This is a genomic window from Paraburkholderia jirisanensis (assembly GCF_054782355.1).
Map to the genome: position 1 here is coordinate 193,632 of NZ_BAAGSQ010000029.1, position 24,436 is coordinate 218,067.

At 64.9% G+C, this 24,436-nt stretch carries 17 protein-coding genes; 3 read left to right on the forward strand and 14 right to left on the reverse strand.

What is annotated here, in order from left to right:
• Positions 1-84 precede the first annotated feature (84 nt).
• Positions 85-960, forward strand: coding sequence for a 4-hydroxybenzoate octaprenyltransferase (ubiA, locus tag ACYVNQ_RS26625; protein ID WP_460906462.1), 876 nt, complete (start codon positions 85-87; stop codon positions 958-960).
• 109 nt (positions 961-1,069) lie between these two features.
• Here the strand turns inward: ubiA and proC are convergent, their stop codons facing one another.
• The 6 genes from proC to ACYVNQ_RS26655 all read right to left on the reverse strand — a co-directional run bounded on the left by proC (position 1,070) and on the right by ACYVNQ_RS26655 (position 8,408).
• Positions 1,070-1,885, reverse strand: coding sequence for a pyrroline-5-carboxylate reductase (gene proC / locus ACYVNQ_RS26630; protein ID WP_460906464.1), 816 nt, complete (start codon positions 1,883-1,885; stop codon positions 1,070-1,072).
• A gap of 115 nt (positions 1,886-2,000) precedes the next feature.
• Entirely contained in the window at positions 2,001-2,699 is a 699-nt protein-coding gene (locus tag ACYVNQ_RS26635; protein WP_460906466.1) for a YggS family pyridoxal phosphate-dependent enzyme, read from the reverse strand.
• Positions 2,700-2,755: 56 nt separating this feature from the next.
• Complete coding sequence (glcF, locus tag ACYVNQ_RS26640; RefSeq protein WP_460906468.1) at positions 2,756-3,982, reverse strand: glycolate oxidase subunit GlcF; 1,227 nt, start codon at positions 3,980-3,982, stop codon at positions 2,756-2,758.
• A gap of 7 nt (positions 3,983-3,989) precedes the next feature.
• Positions 3,990-5,078, reverse strand: coding sequence for a glycolate oxidase subunit GlcE (glcE, locus tag ACYVNQ_RS26645; RefSeq protein ID WP_460906470.1), 1,089 nt, complete (start codon positions 5,076-5,078; stop codon positions 3,990-3,992).
• A 282-nt stretch (positions 5,079-5,360) separates the two neighbouring features.
• Positions 5,361-6,854: an FAD-linked oxidase C-terminal domain-containing protein gene (locus ACYVNQ_RS26650; RefSeq protein WP_460906472.1), complete on the reverse strand. Its 1,494-nt coding sequence runs from the start codon at positions 6,852-6,854 to the stop codon at positions 5,361-5,363.
• A 132-nt stretch (positions 6,855-6,986) separates the two neighbouring features.
• Positions 6,987-8,408: an FAD-binding oxidoreductase gene (locus tag ACYVNQ_RS26655; RefSeq protein ID WP_460906474.1), complete on the reverse strand. Its 1,422-nt coding sequence runs from the start codon at positions 8,406-8,408 to the stop codon at positions 6,987-6,989.
• A gap of 187 nt (positions 8,409-8,595) precedes the next feature.
• Here ACYVNQ_RS26655 and ACYVNQ_RS26660 point away from each other — a divergent pair, with 187 nt between their 5' ends.
• A complete protein-coding gene (locus tag ACYVNQ_RS26660) occupies positions 8,596-9,150 on the forward strand; it encodes a cob(I)yrinic acid a,c-diamide adenosyltransferase (RefSeq protein ID WP_460907701.1) in 555 nt (184 codons plus the stop codon).
• 66 nt (positions 9,151-9,216) lie between these two features.
• On the opposite strand, the gene ACYVNQ_RS26665 is transcribed toward ACYVNQ_RS26660, so the two are convergent.
• The 6 genes from ACYVNQ_RS26665 to ACYVNQ_RS26690 form a co-directional block, all read right to left on the reverse strand.
• Entirely contained in the window at positions 9,217-9,549 is a 333-nt protein-coding gene (locus ACYVNQ_RS26665; RefSeq protein WP_460906476.1) for a helix-turn-helix domain-containing protein, read from the reverse strand.
• 2 nt (positions 9,550-9,551) lie between these two features.
• Complete coding sequence (locus ACYVNQ_RS26670; RefSeq protein ID WP_460906478.1) at positions 9,552-9,890, reverse strand: type II toxin-antitoxin system RelE/ParE family toxin; 339 nt, start codon at positions 9,888-9,890, stop codon at positions 9,552-9,554.
• A 269-nt stretch (positions 9,891-10,159) separates the two neighbouring features.
• On the reverse strand, positions 10,160-11,233 hold the full coding sequence (aroG, locus tag ACYVNQ_RS26675; RefSeq protein WP_460906480.1) for a 3-deoxy-7-phosphoheptulonate synthase AroG: 1,074 nt from the start codon (positions 11,231-11,233) through the stop codon (positions 10,160-10,162).
• Positions 11,234-11,572: 339 nt separating this feature from the next.
• On the reverse strand, positions 11,573-13,039 hold the full coding sequence (gene tldD, locus ACYVNQ_RS26680; RefSeq protein WP_460906482.1) for a metalloprotease TldD: 1,467 nt from the start codon (positions 13,037-13,039) through the stop codon (positions 11,573-11,575).
• Positions 13,040-13,162: 123 nt separating this feature from the next.
• Entirely contained in the window at positions 13,163-14,002 is an 840-nt protein-coding gene (locus ACYVNQ_RS26685) for a carbon-nitrogen hydrolase family protein (protein ID WP_460906484.1), read from the reverse strand.
• A gap of 275 nt (positions 14,003-14,277) precedes the next feature.
• Positions 14,278-18,540: a YhdP family phospholipid transporter gene (locus tag ACYVNQ_RS26690; RefSeq protein ID WP_460906486.1), complete on the reverse strand. Its 4,263-nt coding sequence runs from the start codon at positions 18,538-18,540 to the stop codon at positions 14,278-14,280.
• A 199-nt stretch (positions 18,541-18,739) separates the two neighbouring features.
• Here ACYVNQ_RS26690 and glnE point away from each other — a divergent pair, with 199 nt between their 5' ends.
• A complete protein-coding gene (gene glnE / locus ACYVNQ_RS26695) occupies positions 18,740-21,532 on the forward strand; it encodes a bifunctional [glutamate--ammonia ligase]-adenylyl-L-tyrosine phosphorylase/[glutamate--ammonia-ligase] adenylyltransferase (RefSeq protein ID WP_460906488.1) in 2,793 nt (930 codons plus the stop codon).
• A gap of 92 nt (positions 21,533-21,624) precedes the next feature.
• On the opposite strand, the gene recN is transcribed toward glnE, so the two are convergent.
• Positions 21,625-23,295, reverse strand: a complete 1,671-nt coding sequence (gene recN / locus ACYVNQ_RS26700; RefSeq protein ID WP_460906490.1) for a DNA repair protein RecN — start codon at positions 23,293-23,295, stop codon at positions 21,625-21,627.
• A gap of 132 nt (positions 23,296-23,427) precedes the next feature.
• Positions 23,428-24,333, reverse strand: a complete 906-nt coding sequence (locus tag ACYVNQ_RS26705; RefSeq protein ID WP_460906492.1) for an NAD kinase — start codon at positions 24,331-24,333, stop codon at positions 23,428-23,430.
• Between the last annotated feature and the right edge of the window lie 103 nt (positions 24,334-24,436).

The following is a 24,436-nucleotide window of genomic DNA, read 5'->3' on the forward strand; positions in this document are numbered from 1 at the left end:
GTAACAGGTTCGATCGGCGCTCGTGAAGCCGGCAACCCGCACGGTGCACTAAAATAGCCGCACCGTATTCGACGCCTTTTCCCCATGTTCGCCCGACTCCCGCTCTATCTGCGCCTTGTTCGCATGGACAAGCCGATTGGCAGCCTGCTGCTGCTGTGGCCGACCCTCAACGCGCTGTGGATTGCCGCGCAAGGCCGGCCTTCGCCATCGCTGCTGGTCATCTTCGCGCTGGGCACGGTTTTGATGCGCTCGGCCGGCTGTGCGATCAACGATTACGCGGACCGCGATTTCGACCGCTTCGTGAAGCGCACCGAAAACCGTCCGCTGACGTCCGGCAAGATCAAGTCCTGGGAGGCAGTTGCATTGGCGGCAGGGCTGTCGCTGCTCGCGTTCCTGCTGATCTTGCCGCTCAATATGCTGACCAAAGAACTGTCGGTGTTTGCGCTGTTTGTCGCCGGCACCTATCCGTTCACCAAGCGCTTCTTTGCGATTCCGCAAGCCTATCTGGGCATCGCATTCGGCTTTGGGATTCCGATGGCCTTCGCGGCGATCCAGGGCCACGTGCCATTGCTCGCGTGGGTGATGCTGATCGCCAATGTGTTCTGGTCGGTCGCATACGACACCGAATACGCGATGGTCGACCGCGAAGACGACATCAAGATCGGCATCCGTACTTCCGCGTTGACCTTCGGCCGCTATGACGTGTTCGCGATCATGCTGTGCTACGCGGTGACGCTCGGCATCTACGTGGGTATCGGCGTGGTGCTCGGCTATGGTGTGTTCTACTGGCTCGGTCTCGCGGCTGCGGCGGGCTGTGTGGTCTATCACTACACGCTGATACGCGAGCGCGACCGGATGGCATGCTTCGCCGCCTTTCGCCACAACAACTGGCTGGGCGGCGCGGTGTTCGCGGGCATTGCAGCGCAATATGCGGCAAATTACGCATCGCAGGCGTTCTGATTCTGCGGTGGGTGAGAGCGTAGTCGCCTGAGATTCAATGCGGGCCTGCGCAACACGTTGCGCAAGCATCGATCGCAAGCAGCAGCCTGCATGCGCTGCCGTACCCGCGTTACTGCTTGCCGAACTCTTCGCCCATTTCTTTCGCGCGCGCATCGGCCGCGAGTGCACCGCGGACGATCGCCTCTTTCACGTTTTGCGCGTCGAATGCGGCAAGCGCCGCGGCGGTCGTACCGCCTTTCGACGTCACACGCTCGCGCAGCACGGACGGCGCTTCATCGGATTGCGCGGCCAGCTGTGCAGCGCCTGTAAACGTGGCAACCGCCAATGCGCGTCCTTGCACTTCATCCATGCCGAGCCGGCGCGCCGCTTCCTGCAGCGCCTCGATGAAATAGAACACATAGGCTGGCCCGCTGCCTGAGATCGCGGTGACCGCGTCGATCTTCGTTTCGTCGTCGAACCAGACGGTTTGTCCGACTGCGCCGAGCACTTGCGATGCGAGCGCACGTCCCGCTTCGTCGACGCCGTCGAGCGCGACCAGACCCGCCACGCCCATGCCGATCAGCGCCGGCGTGTTCGGCATCGTGCGCGCGATGCGCGCATGGCCGCCGAGCCAGCGCGACAGGTCCGCCGCTCGAATGCCCGCGACGATGCTGATCACGAGCTGCTGCGCCGACAGATGCGGTGCAAGTTGTGCTGCAACCTGCTTTGCGATCTGCGGTTTGACGGCCAGCACGATGGCGTCGTACGGACGCAATGCCGCGTCGGCGGCCGCGCCGGTGGTGATGCCGAACTGGTCGGCGTTGCGCTTGCGCGCCTCTTCGTTCGGATCGATCGCATAGAGATCGGCAGCGGCCACGCCGCGCTTGATCAGACCGCCGATCAGCGCAGCCGCCATATTGCCGCCGCCAATGAACGCAATTTTCATGATGTATTTAGCCGAGGTTAGTGCGCGCACCCTGGTGCGCGTGATTTAGTGCGCGAATTTCAGTGTGTGAATTTTAGTGCGCGAATTTCAGTGAGCGAATTTCAGTGAGCGAATTTCAGTGCGAATAATCGCGTGCGCCGAAGATCGCCGTGCCAACACGGACCATCGTCGCGCCTTCCAGCACGGCGGCTTCGAGATCACCCGACATACCCATCGACAGCGTATCGAGCGCCAGCCCACCGGCGCGCAATTGCTCGAACAGCTCACGCAGTGCGCGATGCGGCGCGCGTTGCTGTTCGAGGTCGCCGGCAGGTTCGGGAATCGCCATCAGGCCGCGCAGACGCAGCTTCGGCAATGCCGCTACCGCGTGCGCGACGTCGGCCGCTTCCCCAGGCTCGAGGCCCGACTTCGACGCCTCGCCGCTGACGTTGACCTGCACGCATACGTTGAGCGGCGGCAAGTCATCCGGACGCTGTTCCGAAAGCCGTTGGGCGATTTTCAGGCGGTCGACCGAGTGAACCCAGTCGAAGCGTTCAGCCACCGGCCGTGTCTTGTTCGACTGCAGCGGCCCGATGAAATGCCATTCGAGTTCGTTGCGCAGATCGGCGAGCGCATCGAGCTTCGCGAGCGCTTCCTGCACGTAGTTCTCGCCGAACGCACGCTGACCCGCTGCATGCGCGGCGCGCACATCTTCAGCCGGAAATGTCTTCGATACGGCGAGCAGCGCGACCGCTTGCGGATCGCGGCCCGCTGCATGCGCGGCGCGCGCGATGCGTTCGCGCACCGCGCCGAGGTGGTGAATCAGGTCGGACATGAAAACCTGCACATTAAGCGGTAATAGGGCGGTAAAGCCCGATTATACGGACGCCGTTAACCAGCCAGCATGTGTTCGACCAGTTCGATCCAGTGCACGACCGGTGTCGATGTGCCGCTTTGCAGATGCGCGATGCAGCCGACGTTTGCCGACACGATGATCTGCGGCTCCTGCGCCTGCAGCCGCTCGAGCTTCTGGTTGCGCAGCGCGTACGACAGCGCGGGCTGCGTCAGCGAATAGGTACCCGCGGAGCCGCAACACAGGTGACTATCGACAGGCAGGCGCACGTCGATGCCAAGCTCGCCGAGCAGATGCTCGACCTTGCCGCGAATCTGCTGCCCATGCTGCAGCGTGCACGGCGGATGGTACGCAACGGTGTGCACGGCGCGGCGGCGCGTCAGTGCAAGCAGCGGCTCTTCGAACTCGGGCAGGATCTCCGCGACATCGCGCGTCAGCTCGACGATGCGGCGCGCCTTGTCCGCATACGCCGGGTCGTCGCGCAGCAGATGCGCGTACTCCTTCACCGTCGCGCCGCATCCCGATGCATTCATCACGATCGCTTCGATGCCCTGTTCGACATAGGGCCACCACGCATCGATATTCGCGCGGATGTCGTCGAGCGCTTCATCGTGATAGCCCAGATGCAAGCGGATCGCGCCGCAGCAGCCGGCATCCGGCGCGACGATCGTCTCGATGCCAAGTGCATCCAGCACGCGCGCCGTGGCGGTGTTCACGTTCGGCATCATCGAAGGTTGCACGCAACCGGCCAGCAGCAGCATCTTGCGCGCGTGCGTGGCGCTCGGCCATTCGAGCTGGCGCTGGCGCGCCGGCACCTTGTCGCGCAGCTTCTTCGGCAGCAGTGGCCGCACGTGCTGGGCGAGGCGCATCGCCGGCGTGAACAGCGTCTCGTTCGGCACGAAGCTCGCGAGCAGGCGGCGCACCACGCGTTGTCCGAACGGTCGCGATACGCGCTCTTCGGTCAGCTTGCGGCCGATCTCGACAAGGCGTCCGTATTGCACGCCCGACGGGCAGGTCGACTCGCAATTGCGGCAGGTCAGGCAGCGGTCCAGATGCGTCTGCGTGCTGCGCGTGACCGGCGTGCCTTCCACCACTTGCTTGATCAGGTAGATGCGGCCGCGCGGCCCGTCGAGCTCGTCGCCAAGCAGTTGATAGGTCGGGCAGGTGGCGGTGCAGAAGCCGCAATGCACGCACTTGCGCAGGATCGCGTCCGCTTCGATGCCGTCCGGGGTGTTGCGAATGAAGTCCGCGAGATTGGTTTGCATCGCGCGCTCAGAAGTCGGGATACAGCCGGCCGGGATTGAAGATGCGAGCCGGGTCGAAGGCGGCCTTCAGGCCGCGGTGAATCTTCATCAGCGGCGCGGGCAGCGGCGTGAACACGCCCGCGCTGCGGTCATAACCCTGGCCGGTGCGGAAGATGGTCGCGTGGCCGCCAGCCTGCTTCGCGCTGATACGCACGGTTTGCGCGTCCGCATCGGTGATCCACCAGCGCTGCGCGCCGCCCCATTCCATCAACTGCGCACCCGGCAGTTGCAATGGTTCGGTGATGGTGGGCAATGCAAGACGCCAGAGCGCTGCTTGCGGCGCGATCGCCGCGAAGAATGGGTCGGTCTGCTCGCGCAAGCCGGCCCAGAAGCGTTCGGCTTCGACCGCATCGACCACTTCGCCGCCCAGCGACGAACGCGCCGATTTGACCGCCGCTTCCGCACCGCCCAGACGCAACGCAAGTGTGCCGTTGCGCCACGCGCTCGCGGTGACCGGCAACGGCCGCCCGCCCCATTCGTTGAGCTTGCGGACCGCGTCGGTACCGTTCATGTCGAACTTCAGCGTGGCTTCCGCCTTCGGTCGTGGCAGCACCTTCACCGATAGCTCGAGAAGCAGCCCGAGCGTGCCGAGCGAGCCCGCCATCAGCCGCGATACGTCGTAGCCCGCGACGTTCTTGACCACCTGTCCGCCAAAATGCAGCACTTCGCCGTGACCGTTCATCATGACCGCACCCAGCACGAAGTCGCGCGGTGCGCCGGCCGATTGACGGCGCGGCCCCGCGAGGCCCGCCGCAATGCAGCCGCCGAACGTGGCCTGTGGGCCGAAGTGCGGCGGCTCGAAGGCGAGCATCTGGTTATGCTCGGCGAGCGCCGCTTCGATTTCGAGCAAAGGCGTGCCGGCGCGCGCGGTGATCACCAGTTCCGCCGGGTCGTACGCAATGATGCCCCGGTGGGCGCGCGTGTCGAGGATCTCCCCTTGCAACGACTGGCCGTACCAGTCTTTCGTGCCGCCGCCGCGAATCCGCACCGGGTGTCGGTCGGCGCTAGCCGCACGGATGCGTTCGGACCAAACGGCGACGATGTCGTCCTCTTCCATGGCGTCGTGCTTCGTTGTATTGATTTCGATTGTACCGGCCGGCGCCGGGCTGACAACCCGGAGCGGACCCGTACGGGTTGCCGCCGAAGCGGGCCGCGTAGAGCGTGGTTTGCGTGTGTTGCCGGGGTGGATTCCGGAGTGGACGCCGGGCTCGACGTACAGGTTCGTGCGGTGCTGCTGCAAGTGGCGCTACCGTTTGCATACGCATTACGCGTAGCGCATGCCACGCGCCGTGACGCGCGATGCAGGGCGCTACCGGACGTCGTGCCGCAGCAGCGGCGCCTAGAAGCGCGGCAACTCGGGGTGCGGCAACAGGCCGCCTCGAATATGCATCTTGCCGTACTCGGCGCACCGGGCCCGCGTAGGAATGCCCTTATCCGGATTCAGCAGGCCCGGCGGGTCGAAGGCGCGCTTGACCGCATGAAACGCATCGCGCTCCTGCGGGGAAAATTGCACGCACATCGAATTGATCTTCTCGATGCCCACGCCATGCTCGCCAGTGACCGTACCGCCCAGTTCGACACAGGTCTCGAGAATATCGCTGCCGAATGCCTCGGCGCGGTGCCACTCGTCGAGGTCGTTGCCGTTAAAGAGGATCAGCGGGTGCATATTGCCGTCGCCTGCATGAAACACGTTGATGCAACGCAGGTTGTATTTCTTTTCCATCTGTTCGATGCGTGCGAGCAGCGGCCCGATGCTGCGGCGCGGTACCGTGCCGTCCATGCAGTAGTAATCGGGCGAAATGCGGCCCGCGGCCGGGAAGGCGTTCTTGCGGCCCGACCAGAAGCGCAGCCGCTCGGTTTCCGTGCGCGAAATCTGGATGCGCGTCGCGCCGTGTTCGCGCAGCACGGCCGTCATCCGCACGATTTCCTCGCTCACTTCCTCGGGCGTGCCGTCCGATTCACATAGCAGGATCGCGGCCGCGTCGAGATCGTAGCCCGCCTTGACGAACTCCTCGACCGCGCGCGTAGCCGGCTTGTCCATCATCTCGAGGCCGGCCGGAATGATGCCCGCGGCAACGATGCCAGCCACCGCATCGCCGCCTTTGACGACATCGTCGAAGCTGGCCATGATCACCTGCGCGGTTTGCGGCTTCGGAATCAGCTTGACCGTGACTTCGGTGACGATCGCGAACATGCCCTCGCTACCCACCAGCACGGCGAGCAGATCGAGACCGGGCGCATCGGGGCTCAACGAGCCGAACTCGACGATGTCGCCTTCCATCGTGATGGCGCGCACACGCAGCACGTTATGCACCGTGAGCCCATATTTAAGGCAATGCACGCCGCCGGAGTTTTCCGCGACATTGCCGCCGATCGTGCACGCGATCTGCGACGAAGGGTCGGGCGCATAGTAAAGGCCGTAAGGCGCGGCGGCTTCCGAGATCGACAGGTTGCGCACGCCGGGCTGCACGGTAGCGGTTCGCGCGTAGGGATCGACTTCGATAATCTTGCGAAAGCGCGCAAGCGACACCACCACCCCGTGACGGATCGGCATCGCGCCACCCGACAGACTGGTGCCCGCGCCGCGCGGCACGATCGGCACGCCGAGCCGCTGGCAGATCTGCACGACGCGCTGCACCTGCGATTCGGTTTCCGGCAAGACGACCGCCAGCGGCAGACGCCGATAGGCGGCGAGACCGTCGCACTCGTACGCGACGGTATCTTCTTCGCGATACAGCAGGCAGTGAGTCGGCAGAACGGCCATCAAAGCCTGTACCACTTCGCGCTGGCGCTGCGCGAGCACTTCGGCCGATAGTTCGGCAGGGGCGTTCATTGTCGGTCTCCTCGTTGTTCCTTTGCTTCAGGGCGCGGCGCCGTTGCGTTCGATTGGTTTGTATGGCGGCGCGTCTGGCGTACGGGCATGGCGCGTAGCGTTACTGGCGTTACTAGCGTTACTGGCGTTACGCTACGCCGCCCACGAAAAGATCTTGCCGGGGTTCATCAGGTTCTGCGGATCGAGGGCCCGCTTGATTGCACGCATCGTGTTGATCGCAACCGGACCGGCTTCTTCGACCAGAAAATCGATCTTGTGCAGGCCGACGCCATGCTCGCCGGTGCAGGTGCCGTCCATGCGCAACGCGCGCTGCACGATGCGCTGGTTCAGTCGCTCCGCTTCCGCGAGTTCTTCGGGCCGGGCCGGATCGATCAGTATCGCGACGTGGAAGTTGCCGTCGCCGACATGGCCGACGATCGGGCAAGGCAGCGGCGACGCGATCAGGTCTTGCTCTGTTTCGGTAACGCACTCGGCCAGACGCGAGATCGGCACGCAGACGTCGGTGGTGACGGCGCGGCAGCCGGGCTTTAGCTGCAGCATTGCAAAATACGCGTTGTGCCGCGCGTTCCATAGACGGCTGCGGTCTTCGGCGCGCGTCGCCCATTCGAAATCTTCACCGCCGTTCTGCGCTGCCAGTTCCTGCACGAGTTCGGCCTGTTCCTTCACGCCGCTTTCAGTGCCGTGAAACTCGAAGAACAAGGTCTGTGCTTCGCGCAGCGTCAGGTGCGAATGGCGATTGATCGCGCGGATGGCCAGCGAGTCGACAAATTCGACGCGCGCGATCGGCACACCCATCTGAATGGTTTCGATCACCGTGCGCACGGCGCTTTGCATCGAAGGGAACGCGCATACGGCGGCGGACACGGCCTCAGGTTGCGGGTAGAGCCGCAGCGTGATTTCCGTGATGACGCCTAGCGTGCCTTCCGAGCCCACGAAGAGCCGTGTCAGATCGTAGCCCGCGGACGATTTGCGCGCGCGCGTGCCGGTGCGCATCACACTGCCGTCGGCGAGCACGACCTTCAGGCCGAGCACGTTCTCGCGCATCGTGCCGTAGCGCACGGCATTGGTGCCGGACGCACGCGTCGCCGACATGCCGCCGATGCTCGCGTCCGCACCCGGATCGATCGGGAAAAAGAGGCCAGTGTCGCGCAGCGCTTCGTTTAACTGCTTGCGCGAAATGCCGGGTTCGACGGTGACGGTAAGGTCTTCCGGGTTGATCGACAGCACATGATTCATCTCGGAAAGATCGATCGACACGCCGCCTTGCACTGCCAGCAGATGACCCTCGAGCGACGAGCCGTTGCCGTACGGAATGATCGGCACGCCATGCTGGGCACACAAGCGCACGGCGGCTTGCACGTCCTCGGTATTGCGTGCAAAAACGACAGCATCGGGCAATTGCGGATCGAATGGCGACTCGTCGCGACCGTGATTGGTGCGTACCGCTTCGGCGGTCGACACGCGCTCGCCAAACTCCGACTTCAACGATGCCAGCAATTCGGCGGGGAAGGGGCGAGGGCGGCGCACCGGGGCGGGCGGCGTGGGATGGTTCACGCGAGTCTCCTTGAGTGCCTGTATTGACAGGCTGGTTTTCCAATCATTCTACGCCGAACGTCCAGCCGGATGCGCGGCCGGCAGCCGCCCTCTACGACTGCAAACCGGCTGACCCGCGGAACCTATAATGACGCCACCGACGGATGCGCATACTGCGGCATCGAGGCCGACCGAACGGGACGACATCATGGGTCATCGCTTGAGCAAGATCGCCACTCGCACCGGCGACGACGGCACCACAGGATTGGGCGACGGGCGGCGCGTACGCAAGGACGACGCGCGCATTGCGGCGATCGGCGAAGTGGATGAGCTCAATTCGCATATCGGCGTGCTGCTATGTGAGGCATTGCCCGACGATGTGCGCGAAGCGCTCACCGCGATTCAGCATGACCTGTTCGATCTGGGCGGCGAGCTGAGTGTGCCCGGCCATACGATGGTGACGGACGCGCACCTGGGCCGTCTCGACGCATGGCTGGCGGACTACAACGCGACGTTGCCGCCTTTGAAGGAGTTCATCCTTCCTGCTGGCACGCGCGCAGCTTCGCTCGCACACGTGTGCCGAACCGTGTGTCGGCGCGCGGAACGCGCGATCGTTGCGCTGGGCGCTGTCGATACGGTCAGCGCGGCACCGCGGCGCTATGTGAATCGCCTATCGGATTTGCTGTTCGTGCTGGCCCGCGTGCTGAACCGGATGAACGGCGGCAGCGATGTGCTGTGGCGGCACGACCGCGCGCCGAAGTAACCATGCCAGTTGGCATCGAGGCGGGTTGACACGAACAGCCTTCACAGGCCGCAACCCGAGCCACCTTCAACCGACCGCGAGCGTAACCGGCTTGCCGATCCTGCTCATCATTTCGACGAGCGTGTCGATCGTGAACTTGGCGGTTTTCTTGTTGACCACATCGGACACGCGCGGCCGCGACACCATCAGAATTTCGGCGGCCTCGGACTGCTTCAGATGATGCTGTTCGATCCAGCTCGACAGCTCGGTCATCAGTTGCTCTTTCAGCAAACGCGTATCGTTGATCTGCTTTTGCGAAGCCGCGTGCAGGCGCTTCGCCTCCTCGGCCGAGAACCCGAGCTCGAGGAACAGGTTCGCGCCGGGTTTGGTCACATGGCGGATTTTGGTATCGATCACCATTGCTATGCCTTCCTAACGTTAGCCACCGCGCGATAACGCGCTTCAGCGATTTCCTTGTCTTGCTTGCTGGTAGCCTGCGTTTTCTTGTGAAAACAATGCAGGACATACACCGCATCCACAAACTTGGCGACATACATCACGCGAAATACGCCTGCTGCTTCCTTGATGCGAATTTCACGCGTGCCGGTACCGACAACATCGAAGGGTTTCCAGTCGTCCGGATCGAGGCCGGCTTGCACCTTGGCAAGCTGAAAACCTGCTTGCCGGCGTGCTTCGTCTGGAAACTCGAGAAGGTCGTCATAGCTGGAACCTACCCAGCGAATTTCTTTCTCCTGACTCATAGACTCCCTTCATGTACAAAATTTTATACGGGTAAACTCCTTCCGGTCAAGTTCTTTTTGTGTCCCTCAACCTGCCTGTCACAACCGTTACGGTACCGGGGTTGCAGATGAACCACCATTCGTCCGGATGGCTAACGATCAACAGAAAGTGATCAAAAAAAGGATAAAAAAAAGCCCGGCACAGAGGCCGGGCTTTCGTGCGACGCCGGTTCGCGGCATCGCCAGTCAATGCAGATAACGAGGCGCGCGCCTCGCAGGTGTCTTCGATATCAGTTGCCGCTGCCGCGCGCGATGCGGCGTTGTTTCACTGCTTCGGCGAGTCCGTCGAGCACGGGGATGCTTTCGTCCCAGCTGATGCAGGCATCGGTGATGCTCTGCCCATAGGTAAGCGCGCAGCCTTCCTGCAGATCCTGGCGACCGGCCACCAGATGCGATTCGACCATCACGCCGACGATCCGCTCGTCGCCACCGGCGATCTGGCGCGCGATGTCCGCGCACACCGGAATCTGGTTCTCATGCTTCTTCGAGCTGTTCGAATGGCTCGCATCGATCATCAGACGCGCGGCCAGGCCCGCCTTGCCGATATCGGCGCAGGCCGCGTTCACGCTCTGCGCATCGTAGTTCGGCACTTTGCCGCCGCGCAGGATGATGTGGCAGTCTTCATTGCCGGCGGTCGACACGATCGCCGAATGGCCGCCCTTCGTCACCGACAGGAAATGGTGCGGCTGCGACGCCGCCTTGATCGCGTCGACGGCGATCTTCACGTTACCGTCGGTGCCGTTCTTGAAGCCGACCGGGCACGACAGGCCTGAGGCCAGTTCGCGGTGCACCTGCGATTCCGTGGTGCGCGCGCCGATCGCGCCCCACGAAATCAGATCGGCGACGTACTGCGGGCTGATCATGTCGAGGTACTCGCTGCCGGCGGGCAGCCCGAGCTCGTTGATGTTCATCAGCAGTTCGCGCGCGGTACGCAGGCCGTCGTTGATCTTGAAGCTGTTGTCCATATGCGGATCGTTGATCAGACCTTTCCAGCCCACTGTCGTGCGCGGCTTTTCGAAGTACACGCGCATGATGATCTCGAGCTCGCCGGCAAGACGCTTGCGCTGTTCGAGCAGGCGCCCCGCGTATTCGAGCGCCGCTTTCGGATCGTGGATCGAGCACGGCCCGATGATCACGATCAGGCGGTCGTCCATCCCGTGCAGGATGCGATGCGCGGCCTGCCGGGTGCTGAAGATCAGGTCCGACAGTTTCTCGCTGCAGGGGAATTCGCGGATCAGGTGTGCGGGCGGCACGAGTTCCTTCAGCTCGCGAATGCGGACATCGTCGGTATTGTGCGGGGGCATGCTGGTTCTCCAGGGTTCTAACGCGTGCGTATGTGTTGTTTGGGCGAGAGGCAAAAAAAAACCGCCAGACTCGCTGACGGTTTTTCGGGAATTTCGGGTTTTGCCTTTACTGCGCTAACACCCCTCTCGATCCGCCAGCGGTCTGAGATGCCCAGAAAAAATAAAAATAAAACTTGGCGGACATGGCGGAAACGGGGTTGTTCGTCAAAAAAGGTTGATTGGCTTTATAACCCGAGCAGGCTCGATTGACAAGCTGCGGGGGATAAAAATGCGGATAATCCGCACGCTTTGCGCGATTTGCGCGGAAAACGTGCGGACCAGCTGCGCGTTACCTCGCGTTCAAACCGTGCCGCCGACCGTCATCCGGTCGATCCGCAATGTCGGTTGACCGACGCCCACCGGCACGCTCTGGCCTTCCTTGCCGCACACGCCGACGCCGGTATCGAGCGACATATCGTTGCCGATCATGCTGACGTACTTGAGCGATTCCGGCCCACTGCCGATCAGCGTGGCGCCCTTCACCGGGTAGCTGATCTTGCCGTCCTCGATCATGTAGGCCTCGGACGCCGAGAACACGAACTTGCCATTCGTGATGTCGACCTGGCCGCCGCCGAAGTTCACCGCATACAGGCCGTGCTTGACCGATTCGATGATTTCCTGCGGATCCTTGTCGCCGTTCAGCATGTAGGTGTTCGTCATGCGCGGCATCGGCAGCGCGGCGTACGATTCGCGGCGCGCGTTGCCGGTTACCGGCATCTTCATCAGCCGTGCGTTCAGCGTGTCCTGGATGTAGCCCTTCAGGATGCCGTCTTCGATCAGCGTCGTGCACTGCGTCGGATTGCCTTCGTCGTCGATATTGAGCGAGCCGCGGCGATTCGGCAGCGTACCGTCGTCGACCACCGTCACGCCCTTGGCCGCCACCTGTTCGCCGATGCGGCCGGCAAACGCCGACGAGCCCTTGCGGTTGAAGTCGCCTTCGAGACCGTGGCCGATCGCTTCATGCAGCAGCACGCCCGGCCAGCCCGGTCCGAGTACCACAGTCATCGCGCCGGCGGGCGCGGGCCGCGCATCGAGATTGACGAGCGCCGAATGCACCGCGTCGTCCACATAACGGGACAGCACTTCGTCGGTGAAATAGCTGTAATCGAAGCGGCCGCCGCCACCGCCGCTGCCGATCTCGCGGCGGCCGTTCTGTTCGGCGATCACCGTCACCGAAACCCGCACCAGCGGACGGATGTCCGCGGCGAGCGCGCCGTCGCTGCGTGCCACCAGCACGACGTCGTATTCGCCGGCAAGCCCCGCCATCACCTGCGTGATGCGCGGGTCGCGGCCGCGCGCCATCTGCTCGACGCGCTCGAGCAGCTTGACCTTGGCGGTCGCATCGAGCGAGTGCAGCGGATCGGACGGCAGGTACAGATCGCGCCCGGCCACGCCGATCAGCGACGAAGCGGGTTTGATCTTCTGCTTGCCGCCGCCGGCCTTCGCGATTGCGCGCGTGGCGATCGCGGCCTGACGGATTGCGTCCGGCGACAGATCGTCCGAATACGCGAAGGCAGTGCGGTCGCCCGACACGGCGCGCACGCCGACGCCCTGGTCGATGCTGAAGCTGCCTGATTTGACGATGCCTTCTTCGAGGCTCCACGCTTCGCTGCGCGTGGCCTGGAAGTACAGGTCGGCGTAGTCGACGCGGTGCGTGAAGATATCGGCGAGCGTGCGGATCAGCACGGATTCGTCGAGGCCGTAGGGCGTGAGGAGCACGTCCTTCGCGGTCGCAAGATTACGGATGCTGGGTTCGATAATGTTCATGCGAAGTAGGTTCTGCTCGATTCAATGGATTCGGACGGTGCGCCCCGACGATATGGGTGACAGGCGGCGCGCTTTCAATGCAACGATGCTCGGTTGCGCAAAATTCATCGCGCTAAGGCAGTGTCAGGCAAGCACGCGGTGACGCCAGGCCGGCAGGCTCTGCCGCACTTCGTCGATGCGTGCGCGTTCGATCGTGCCGGCAACCACGCCCGCGCCTTCGTCGCGAACGTCGAGGATTTCGCCCCACGGATCGATCAACATGGTATGTCCCCACGTGCGGCGGCCGTTTTCGTGTTTGCCGCCTTGCGCTGCCGCGAGCACATAGCACTGGTTTTCCACCGCCCGCGCGCGCAACAGCGTTTCCCAATGCGCGCGGCCGGTCGTATACGTGAAGGCGGACGGCACCACGATCAGCGCGCAGTCGCCCAGTTGCCGGTACAGCTCCGGAAAGCGCAGATCGTAGCAGACCGACAGGCCGACCCGGCCGAACGGCGCGTCGAAGGTCCGCACCGCTTCGCCGGGGCGGATGGTGCGGGCTTCGTCGAACGATTCTTCGCCCTTTTCGAAGCTGAACAGGTGGATCTTGTCATAGCGGGCGGCTTCGTTGCCGTCCGGGTCGAACACCAGCGTCGTGTTCAGCACGCGCGACGGTTCCGGGGCGGTCAGCGGCAGCGTGCCGCCGATCACCCAGACGCGGTGCCGGCGCGCCGCATCGGCGAGAAAACGCTGGATCGGGCCGTCGCGGTAAGCCTCGCGGACCGCGAGCTTGTCGGTGTCCTTGAAGCCCATGAAGCAGAAGTATTCGGGCAGCAAGACGAGTTGGGCGCCGTCGGCGGCGGCTTGCGCGATCAGTGTTTCGGCATCGGCAAGGTTGCGCTCGCGATCGGGGGTGCTGACCATTTGCAGCGCCGCGACGCGAAAAGACGGTGCGGTGGGCGAAATTTGCGCGTGTTGATCGCTCATGAGCTTGCGAAAGACTCCTTCAGGGCGGCGACGCACGGCGTATGCCGCCGGATATCAACCAGAACTGCGCGGCGAAGACTGCGTGATTCAGACATTGCCGGCCCGCGGGAAGTGGTGCGATGCCGCGTAGCGGAGGCAGGCAGCCAATGCATGTAGCGAACGCAATCAGGCGTGCGCAACGCAAGTGCCGCGGATCATGCATGCGGCATCGCAAGATTCCTGCACAACGCTTGTTGCCGCGCATCGCTTACCGCTGCCCCAAGGCCCGCTACGGGCTACTGGGCCGGCGTTTGCGCCGCCTCCGTGGCCGGTACGCCGTCCATATTACCGCGATCGCCGTGCACCCGCTCGACGTGCGGTTTGCGCCACGAACCGGTGATCGCATAGTCGAGCGCGAACGCGTGGCGGATCGATTGCGACAGCGCGATGTCGCCGACCAGCGCCCCCAGCCCGATCAACGGATTGATGATGGCCGCGGCGAGCACGCCGACGCCTGCGCTGACGGTTGGGATCACGTGCACGGTCAGGTCCTGGCTTTCGTGCGCGAGATCGACGGTGCCTTTCATTTCGGCGCGCGCCGGCGCGGTGATCGCCTGGAAATTGTCGGTGCGGCCGACGCCGTCGGTGATCTGCGCGGTGCCCGTCACGCTTTCGAACGGTAGTCCTTCGCCTATCACGTCGCGGAAGTGCAGTGTCGCAACCCGCTCGACGCTTTGCAGGCTCAGCACGCCGAGCAGTTTCGCGACGCCCGGATGCACCTTCAGGATCTCTCCGTGGCGCAGATCGACTGCGAGGTTGCCGTTCAAGGTCGGGAAGTCGATCCGCGTCGGGCCGCCGCGCCAGGCCACCTTGCCGGTCAGCGTGCCTTCGCCCGCCTTCAGCGTGCGCGGCAGGCCGGCCCGGTCGAGTAGCGCGCCCGCGTCTTTCACGTCGAGCTTGAAGTCGAGCGCCGTGCGGCGCGGCGTGTCTTCGTCGGAAGTTGCGTCCGAGGTTGCGTCTGAGGTTACGTCGGAAGTCGGGCCGAAATCGCGCGCGGTGCGCCAGTTGGCGGTTGCTGTGAAGGTTGCGGCCGGATTGCTGATGTCGAACTTGTCGAGCTGCCAGACCGGCACGCCGTCTTCCTCGAAGTTGTGCGCATCGACTTCGAGCCGGCCGATATCGTGGCCGCGCACGATCAGCTCGTTGACGATCAGGTCGATCGTCGGCATGTTCTGCGCCGGCTGCGCCATCGCCTGTCCGAGCAGATCCTTTTCGGTCGCCGACGGAATCTCGAGGCGGGCGAGGCGTGCCTGCAGCGTGCCCGGCGAACCGCGGATCGCGCCTGGCAGCCACGACAGATAGCCGGACACCTGGCTCGACGCGACGTTGGCTTGCCACTTGTTGTCGACGTGTGAGGCGCCGACCACCACGTCGTCCCAGTGGCGCTTGAGCAGCGTCAGCTCGCCGATGTGCACCGCGAAGCGGTTCGGCACGAACTGCGCGGTCGTGGCGGAAGGCGGAATCGGTGCGACGCCCTGGTTCGCGTTGCGCATCTGTACGAACAGTGCACGCCAGGCGTCGGCATCCAGCCTGTCGAGGTCGACCGCGGCGGTCACGCCTTCAGACGGCAGATCGGCCGGCCGGTTGACGCCGATCGCGCCGCGCTCGACCTTCGGCATCTGATGCAGCTCGGCGCGCAGCAGGTAGGTTGCGGCGATCGGGCCAAACTTCAGATCGGCGCGTTCGAGGCGCGGACCGGGGCCATCGGCGGCGCCGCTGCCTGCGTACGGCTTGAACGACAGATCGAGCGGCATCGGCGTGCCGATCGGCTTGTTGAACGGCGCCGGGAAATCGAGCCCGAGGCCGGTCAGATCGGAATGCCCGGACACCTCCGGCAGGCGGCCCTTGGCGCCGCGTACGCTGAGCTGGTACGGCGCGTTGCCGGTCACATGCGTGAGCATCTGTGGCGCGAGACCGCGCAGCTTCAGTTCGCGCGCTGCCTCGGCGGCCACGTGGCCATTCAGGTCGACCGTGTAGGTGCCGTCTTCCAGCAGGCCGCCATCCGCGTGGAAATCGCCGCCGAAGAACTGCCCGGCCAGATGCTCGACGCGCGCCGTGCGCTGCGTGAACGACACCTTGCCGGTGAGTTGCGATAGCGGCGGCAGGTTGTCCATCGCGAGCCGGTTGTTCTGGAATGCCACCGAGCCCGCCACGCTCACGCGCGGCCGCGGCGCCTTCGGATCGAGCGGCGCGCGCGGCACGGTCAGCTTCAGGTCGAGCGCGGCGGGGCCTTCGGCGTCGATTTTCTGCGTGACGTGCTTCGTCATGATGCCAAGCGAGCTGTTGTCGACGTAATCGAGCATGTCGGTGAGCGGGCCATGGCCGTTGCCGGTAATGACGAGGCTCGACGCGCGATTGCCGAGGTCTTCGATCTTGCCGGTGACCTTGTTGATCGCGACACGCTTGTAATGCGCGCGATTCACGTCGAAGCGCAGCAGGTTTTCCTTCAGCAGGAACTGCCCGTCGATGCCCTCGAAGCCCGGCCAGATGCTCGGCGTGCCGTTGCGCAGCTTGCGCGGCGGGAACGGCGTCGGGTCGAAGCGGCCGCCGCTGAACGGCGCGACGATCTTGAACTCGCCGGCGCTCGGATCGCGCGAGTAAGGGAATTTGTCGAGATTGCCGTGGATGTCGATCGTCGCGCCGCGCGAGATGCCGGCCTGCAGGCCATGGCCCAGGTAGACACGGACGCGTTCGGCGATGCTGGTCGGCAGGTAGCGCACGATCCGGTTGACCTGCGCGCGCTCGAACTTCGCGGTGAGATCGAGCGAGCCGCGGCCGTGGCCGACATTCGAATAGCTGGCGCTTGCTCGCGCGGCGGTGTCGTCGTTGGCGACGTTGAGCTCGGCAATGTCGACCTTGAAGGCCCGGTGCTGCTCGCCTGGCGCGATGGTCGGCGCGACGGTCCAGCTGCCTTTGCCCTGCAGCCGCTCGAAGGTCAGGCGCGGATCGTCGAACACGCCGGGCAGCGTGAGCGCGGCCTTGGTGCTGTCCAGCGTAATCGTGCCGTGCTTTTCGTCGGCATCGACGCTGCCCCACAGATTCTCGATGCCCGGAATGCCGGCCCGCGGATGGCCGCGCGCGGTGAGCCCCGGCGGCGGTTCCTGAGCCGCTACGCTGATGCCCTGCAAGTCGCCCTTGAAGGTATAGCGCACGATCGGCTCGGCGCCGACTTCATGGCGCTCGCTGGCCGCCTGGCCGGACTCCGGCTTGTCGCGCTCGACCTCGATCTTGTAGTTCGCCACGATGCCGCGCGGGTTGAAGCGCACAAGACCGTTCAGCAGCCGGCGCGGCAGCGGCAACGCGCGGCTGAATTCGGCGAGGATGCCGAGGTCGACGCGGTCGCCCGAGATGCTGATCAGCTGGCCGTGCTGGACGCTCGGCATCACGAAGCGGCCGTCGAGCGTCGAGAACGCCAGCGTGCGTATCACCGGCGTGCCGTCGGCGAGCGGCTGCTGGCCGAACTCCGCGTGCAGGTTGTGCAGCGCGAGCGTGTATTCGCGGTTTTCCTGGTGCAGGGTCCACGAGAAGCGCGCGGTCGGGACGTCGAGTTTCGGCTGGGTCGGCTTCACGCGCAGCGCGATGTCGCTGCCCGCCAGTTCGCCGCTCGCCGTCTGGATCCGCCCTTGCGCGAAGTCCAGCCAGATCGCGTTGTCGATGCGGCCGGCGTAAGTCTCGATCGGGAAATCGATGTAGCGCGCGAGCATCGGCAGATCGACCGGCCCGGTCGACAGATACGCGTTGCCGCTCCAGTTGATCGGCTTGCCCATTGCGGCGAGCCGGGCGTGCGTGAAGCGGGCGCGGAAATCGAGCGGGCCGAACAGCACCTTGCCGTCCGCCGGCGCCTGTAGTGCGAAACGATGCTGCAAGCCGTCGTTCAGGATCGCGAGGCGGATGTTCTGCAGCGCGATTTCCGGCGCGTCGTGGCGCGCGTCGCGCCAGCGCAGCGTGCCGCCGCGCATCACCATCGCCTGCTGGCGCAGCAGCCATGTGGTGAAGGTGTCGTTGCCGGTGTGGCCCGACGGCAGCGGCACGCCGGCCACCGACAGCGCGCCGTCGCCATTGCGCTCGATCAGCACGTCCGGCTGGTCCACGATCAGGCTCGACAGGATCGGCTTGAAGGTCCACAGCGAGCGCCATGAGACCGTTGCCGTCGCGTGCGGAATGGTCAGCGCGACATGGCCGTCGCGCGCGCGGATTTTCAGGTCGGTCACTTCGACGCCGGGCTGGAAGCTGATCCAGTGCGGCGTGAGCTTGCCGATCGAAAGTTGCGCGTGGATTTTCTCGGAGATCAGCGCTTCGATGCGCGGCCGGAACGATTCGACCTGCGGCAGCACGACATAGCGCAAGCCGGCCACCAGCACGAGCGCAATGAAGTATGCGGCCAGCGCCACGCACGAGACGACCCGCAACGTGTGCCGAAGCATCACGTGGTCTCCTCCGCTATGGGGCCTGACGCGTCCTGCTTCGTGCGGGTCGGCGGGTAGATTTCGCTCGGACATGCTGAGGCAAGTTGGGCGTATGGTAGTTTTGCGGTCTAGCGTCGAAATGTATCACACGGGGTGTTCGCTGTCGTTCCTGCAAACCCTGTACTGGCGCGGCCTGGCGGGCAAATGGCAGCGCTGGTGCCGAGCCGTGCGGCGAGTTGTACGGCGAACTTTTTTCCGCCGCTGGTAAAGCAACCAGCGAGCCAGATTCTTCATGACCCATACGAAATTGCTGAGTTCCGACTATTCGTATTACGCGTCCCGTGCTTTCGTAGCACGTCCCGAGCTTGCCGGGCGGGTCGCGGCGTTGGCGGCCGAGCCGCTGACGCGTGCGTGCATCGAAGCGCGCCTCGATGAGCTGTGCACCGAACCCGATGCAGCAAGCGGTGCGCCGCTTCGCGAAGATGCACTGAAACGGGCTTTGCGGCAGTTGCGCACCGAGGTGTTCTGCGCCGTGATGGAGCGCGATCTGGCCGGTGCTGCAAACGTGGCGGAAGTCACCGGCGCGATGACCGATCTCGCGGAGGCGACGATCCAGCGGGCGCTTGCGGTGCTGTCCGCGGAACTCGAGGCACTGTACGGCGAGCCGCGCGGGCCGGACGGCGAGCGGCTCACGCTCGGTGTGGTCGGCATGGGCAAGCTGGGCGGGCGCGAGCTGAACGTGTCGTCGGATATCGACCTGATCTTCGTCTATGAAGACGACGGCGAAACGGCCGGCGGCACGCGCCCCGCGATCGCCACGCAGGAATTCTTTACACGCCTGGGCAAGCGGGTGATCGGTGCGCTCGCCGAAGTGACCAGCGACGGCTACGTGTTTCGCGTCGACATGCGGCTGCGGCCGAACGGCGACTCCGGGCCGCTGGTGTGCAGTCTCGGCATGCTCGAAGAGTATTTCTACGTGCAGGGCCGCGAATGGGAGCGCTACGCGTGGATCAAAGGGCGGCTCGTGTCGGAGCAGGGCAGCGCGCCGGCGCGGCGCCTTGCCAAGTTGCTCGATGCGATCGCGATGCCGTTCGTGTACCGCCGCTATCTGGACTTCGGCGTGATCAGCGCGATCCGTGCGCTGCATCTGCAGATCCGCCAGGAAGCGCAGCGCCGCGCGTCGATGCGGCCCGACAAGGCTGACGACATCAAGCTTGGGCGCGGCGGCATTCGCGAGATCGAATTCAGCGCGCAGGTGTTCCAGCTGATCCGCGGCGGCCAGGATGCGGGCTTCCGGATCCGGCCGACGCTCGAGGTACTGCGCCTTGCCGCGGCGCGCGGGCTGATGGCGGTGGCGGTGTGCGCCGAGCTGTCGGAGGCGTACCGCTTTCTGCGCGAACTCGAACACCGGCTGCAGTACCGCAACGACGCGCAGACCCATGCGATGCCGGTCGACGTCGAAGAGCGTGCGGCGCTGGCGGGCTCGATGGGCTTTCCGGATTACGCGGCCTTGATGGTGGTGCTGGATGCACACCGTGAAAGGGTCGAGCAGCAGTTCGACCAGATTTTCGCCGACAAGGTGAATGGCGACGGTGGCTGCGGTGCGCCTGAAGACGGCACGGCGGCGTGGGTGTGGAGCAGCGCGCTGGCGGACGAGAGCGCCGGCGAGGCGCTGAGCGCGCGGCTCGTCGAGCTTGGCATTGCCGAGCCCGCGGAACTGCTCGCGCGGCTGCGCGCGGTGTGGGAATCGTCGCGCTATACGGGCCTTGTCGAGCGTAGCCGGCAACGTTTCGATAGCGTCGCGCAACGCGCGCTCGAAGCGGCGCGCACGCTGGAGCCGCCCGAGCGGCGCGGCGACACGATCGCACGGCTGTTCGATCTGCTCGAAGCGGTGAGCCGGCGCGGCGCGTACCTTGCGCTGTTGACCGAATACCCGCAGGCGCTGCATCGCGTGCTGTCGGTGCTGGGCGGGTCGCGCTGGGCCGCCGGCTATCTGATCCGCCATCCGCAACTGCTCGACGAACTGCTCGACGACGAAGCGATTGCAAGCCCGTTCGACTGGCCGGAATTCAAGCGCACGTTGCGCTTGCGGCTCGCGGCGGCGGACGGTGTAGAACAGCAGATGGACTTGTTGCGCCATGCGCACCAGGCGGAGGTGTTTCGCATTCTGCTGATCGATCTGGCCGGCAAATTGAGCGTCGAGCACGTCAGCGACCGGCTGTCCGAGCTCGCCGATGCGGTGCTCGACGTGACGATCGAAGCTGTGTGGAATCAGCTCGCCAAGCGCCATCGCGATGTGCCGCGCTTTGCGATCATCGCGTACGGCAAGCTGGGCGGCAAAGAGCTCGGCTATGCGTCCGATCTCGATCTGATCTTTCTGTATGAAGACTCCGCCGATTGCGCGCCCGATGTCTATGCGACCTTTGCGCGCCGGCTGATCTCGTGGCTGACCACGTCGACCGGCGCCGGCACGCTGTTCGATATCGACTTGCGCTTGCGGCCGAACGGCGAATCCGGCTTGCTGGTCACGGATCTCGATTCGTTCCGCCGCTACCAGCTGCGCGAAGGCGACGCGGCCAATACCGCGTGGGTGTGGGAGCATCAGGCGTTGACGCGGGCTCGTTACTGCGCGGGCGATACGCAGATCGGCGTTGCGTTCGAGGCGATTCGCGTGCAGGTGCTGACCACGCCGCGCGAGGCTGCGCCGCTCGCCAAAGAGATCGTCGAGATGCGTCAGCGTGTCTCGGATGGGCATCCGAACCGCACGCCGTTGTTCGATCTGAAGCACGATCGCGGTGGCATGGTGGATATCGAATTCACCGTGCAGTACTGGGTGCTGCTGCATGCGGCGCGTGACCCGGAGCTGATTCGTAATACCGGCAATATTGCGCTGCTGCGCGAGGTGTCGCGCTTTGGCCTGATGAGCGGAGACGAGGCTGAAACGGTCGGCGCCGCGTATCGGACCTACCGGAAGCTGCAGCACAAGCTGCGGCTCGATGGGATGGAGAAGGCCCGCGTCGAGCGGAGCGTGGTGGCGCAGGAGTGCGCGGCGGTGTTGCGGCTTTGGGAGCGGGTGTTTGGTTGATGGGTGGTGCGCGCGCACGCGTGGGGTGATGCGTGCGCGCGTGGCGCGCGTAAGGGCGGCTGTCGGGTGCCGTTGGGCGATATCGTGTGCCGCTACGCCGTCAGCATTTCCTTTGCGTGCTTGCGCGTGGTCGCCGTGATTTCAATGCCTCCCAGCATCCGCGCGACTTCTTCGATCCGGCTCGCGCGGTCGAGCGACGTGACCGTACTCACCGTGCCGCGCTTGCCCTTCGTGCTCTTGGCGACCTGGAAATGATGGTCGCCGCGCGCCGCCACTTGTGGCAGGTGCGTCACGCACAACACCTGACGATCGTGGCCGAGTTGATGCAGCAGCCGGCCCACCACCTCGGCGACGCCACCGCCGATACCCGTGTCGACTTCGTCGAAGATCAGCGTCGGCGTAGGGCTGGCAGTACTGGCAATGACCGACAGCGCAAGGCTGATCCGCGCAAGTTCGCCACCCGACGCGACTTTTGCAAGCGGCCGTAACGGTACGCCGGCGTGGCCCGCGACGCGAAACTCGACCTGCTCGAGCCCGTACGCGCCGCCGGCCGGCAGCGCGACCAGCGCCACTTCGAAACTGCCGCCCGCCATCGACAGTTCCTGCATGCCGGTCGTCACCGCGGCGCCGAGCGCCTTCGCGGCTTTGCCGCGTGCCTTCGACAGTTGTTTCGCTTCTGCCATGTACGCGTCTTTTGCCTTGGCCTCGGCGGCACGCAGGCTATCGAGGTCGGCCGCGGCATCGAGCGCGGCCAGCTGCGCGCGGCGCGCCTCGTGCTCTTCGGGCAGCGACTCGGGCTGCAGACGGAACTTGCGCGCGGCCGAATGCAAGCCGTCCAGACGCTTTTCGACCTCGGCGAGGCGCTGCGGATCGAGTTCCAGACGCTGCGCATAGTGCGACAGCGAATAGGCCGCTTCCTGCAGCTGGATCTCGGCCGGCTCCAGCGCGGCGAGCGCGTCGTTCAGCGCAGCATCGATTTCCGCGAGATCGCGCAGCTTGGCGATAATCGAACCCAGATGCGGGAGCATCGCGTCGTCCGATTCCGACAGCGCGGACAGCGCGCCTTGCACGCCGTCGATCAGGTTCGCCGAATGCGACAGACGGCGGTGCTCGCTGTTCACCTCTTCCCATTCGCCGGGCTGCGGCGCGAGCTTGTCGAGCTCGACCAGCTGCCACGCGAGCCGCTCGCGCTCCAGCTGCAATTCGCGGTCGCGGGTTTGGGCGAGCTCGACCGCTTGCGTCGCATCGCGCCAGTTGCGCCACGTGCGCGTCACGCCGGCGGCGAGCTCGATCAGCCCGGCGTGCGTATCGAACAGATCGCGTTGCGCGTCGGCGCGCATCAGCAGCTGATGTGCGTGCTGGCCGTGAATGTCGACCAGCATTTCGCCGACTTCGCGCAATTGCGTGAGCGTTGCCACCGTGCCGTTGATAAACGCGCGCGAGCGACCGTTCGCATCGATTACGCGGCGCAGCAGCACCGTGCCGCCGTGCGAGTCGTCTTTAGGCTGGGCGGCGAGGGCATGCTCGTCGAGCCACGCATCGGCCTGCTCATGCGTATCGAATTCGGCGGTGATGTCCGCGCGCGCTTCGCCGTTGCGTACGATGCTCGCGTCGGCTCGTGCACCCAGCGCGAGCGCGAGCGCGTCGATCAGGATCGACTTGCCCGCACCGGTTTCACCGGAAAAGACCGTGAAGCCGCTGTCGAATTCGAGATCGAGCGCGGCGACGATGACGAAATCGCGAATCGAGAGGTGGCGAAGCATGGGAGGTCGTCTGGTTGGGTGGTATCAGGCGGCTTGCGGTGGTTTGGATCAGGGGTGGTCGGGTTCGGCTTTGTTCTGGCTTGCTCCGGCCGGTTCTGTTTGGCCCGCGTGACGGCTTGCCGCCGCGGCCCGCTAGAGGTCGGACTCGTCGCTTTCGCTGGACGGATGTTCGTTCCAGTGCAGCTTCTTGCGCAGCGTCGCATAGTAGCTGTAGCCGATCGGATGCAGGAACGGCACCGTATGGCGCGAACGGCGCACCTCGATGGTGTCGTTCAGCTGCAGCGCCGTGAACGACTGCATGTCGAAGTTCACGTTGACGTCGCGGCCCGCGATGATCTGGATGCTGACGTTCGACCCGTCGGGCAGCACGATCGGCCGGTTCGACAATGCGTGCGGTGCGATCGGCACGAGCACGATGCCGCCGAGCTGCGGGTGCAGGATCGGACCCGACGACGACAACGCATAAGCGGTCGAACCGGTGGGCGTGGCAACGATCAGGCCGTCCGAGCGCTGGTTGTACATGAAGCGGCCATCCACCGACACGCGCAGTTCCGCCATGCCGGATACGCCGCTGCGGTTCACCACCACGTCGTTGAACGCAAGCGCGTGATAGATCGGCTCGCCGGTGCGCATGATGCGCGCTTCGAGCAACATGCGTTCTTCACGCTCGAAGCTGCCGCTGAGCATTTGCGGCACGGCTTCCCGCATATCGGAAATCGGGATGTCGGTAATGAAGCCCAGCCGGCCGTGGTTGATGCCGATCAGCGGCGTGCGGTAGGGCGCGAGCTGCCGGCCGATGCCGAGCATCGTGCCGTCGCCGCCGAGCACGACCGCCACGTCGGCACGTGCGCCGATCTCGGCGGCCCGCAATGCCGGATAGTCGGTCACGCCGATTTCGTGCGCGGTCTGGGCCTCGAATACGACGTCGAAGCCACGCTTCGCGATGCACGAGGCGAGCTCGGTCAGCGGCTCGCCGATGCCTGGCGTATTGTTGCGCCCGATGAGCGCAACGGTCTTGAACTGGCTGGTAACTTGCATGCCGGCATTACACCATAGCTGCGTGCTGAAAAGAACCGTTGCGGCAGGCCGCACCCGCGCGCTCCTGCGTCGGGCGCTCGCGCGCTCGCCTCGACGGGCTGGT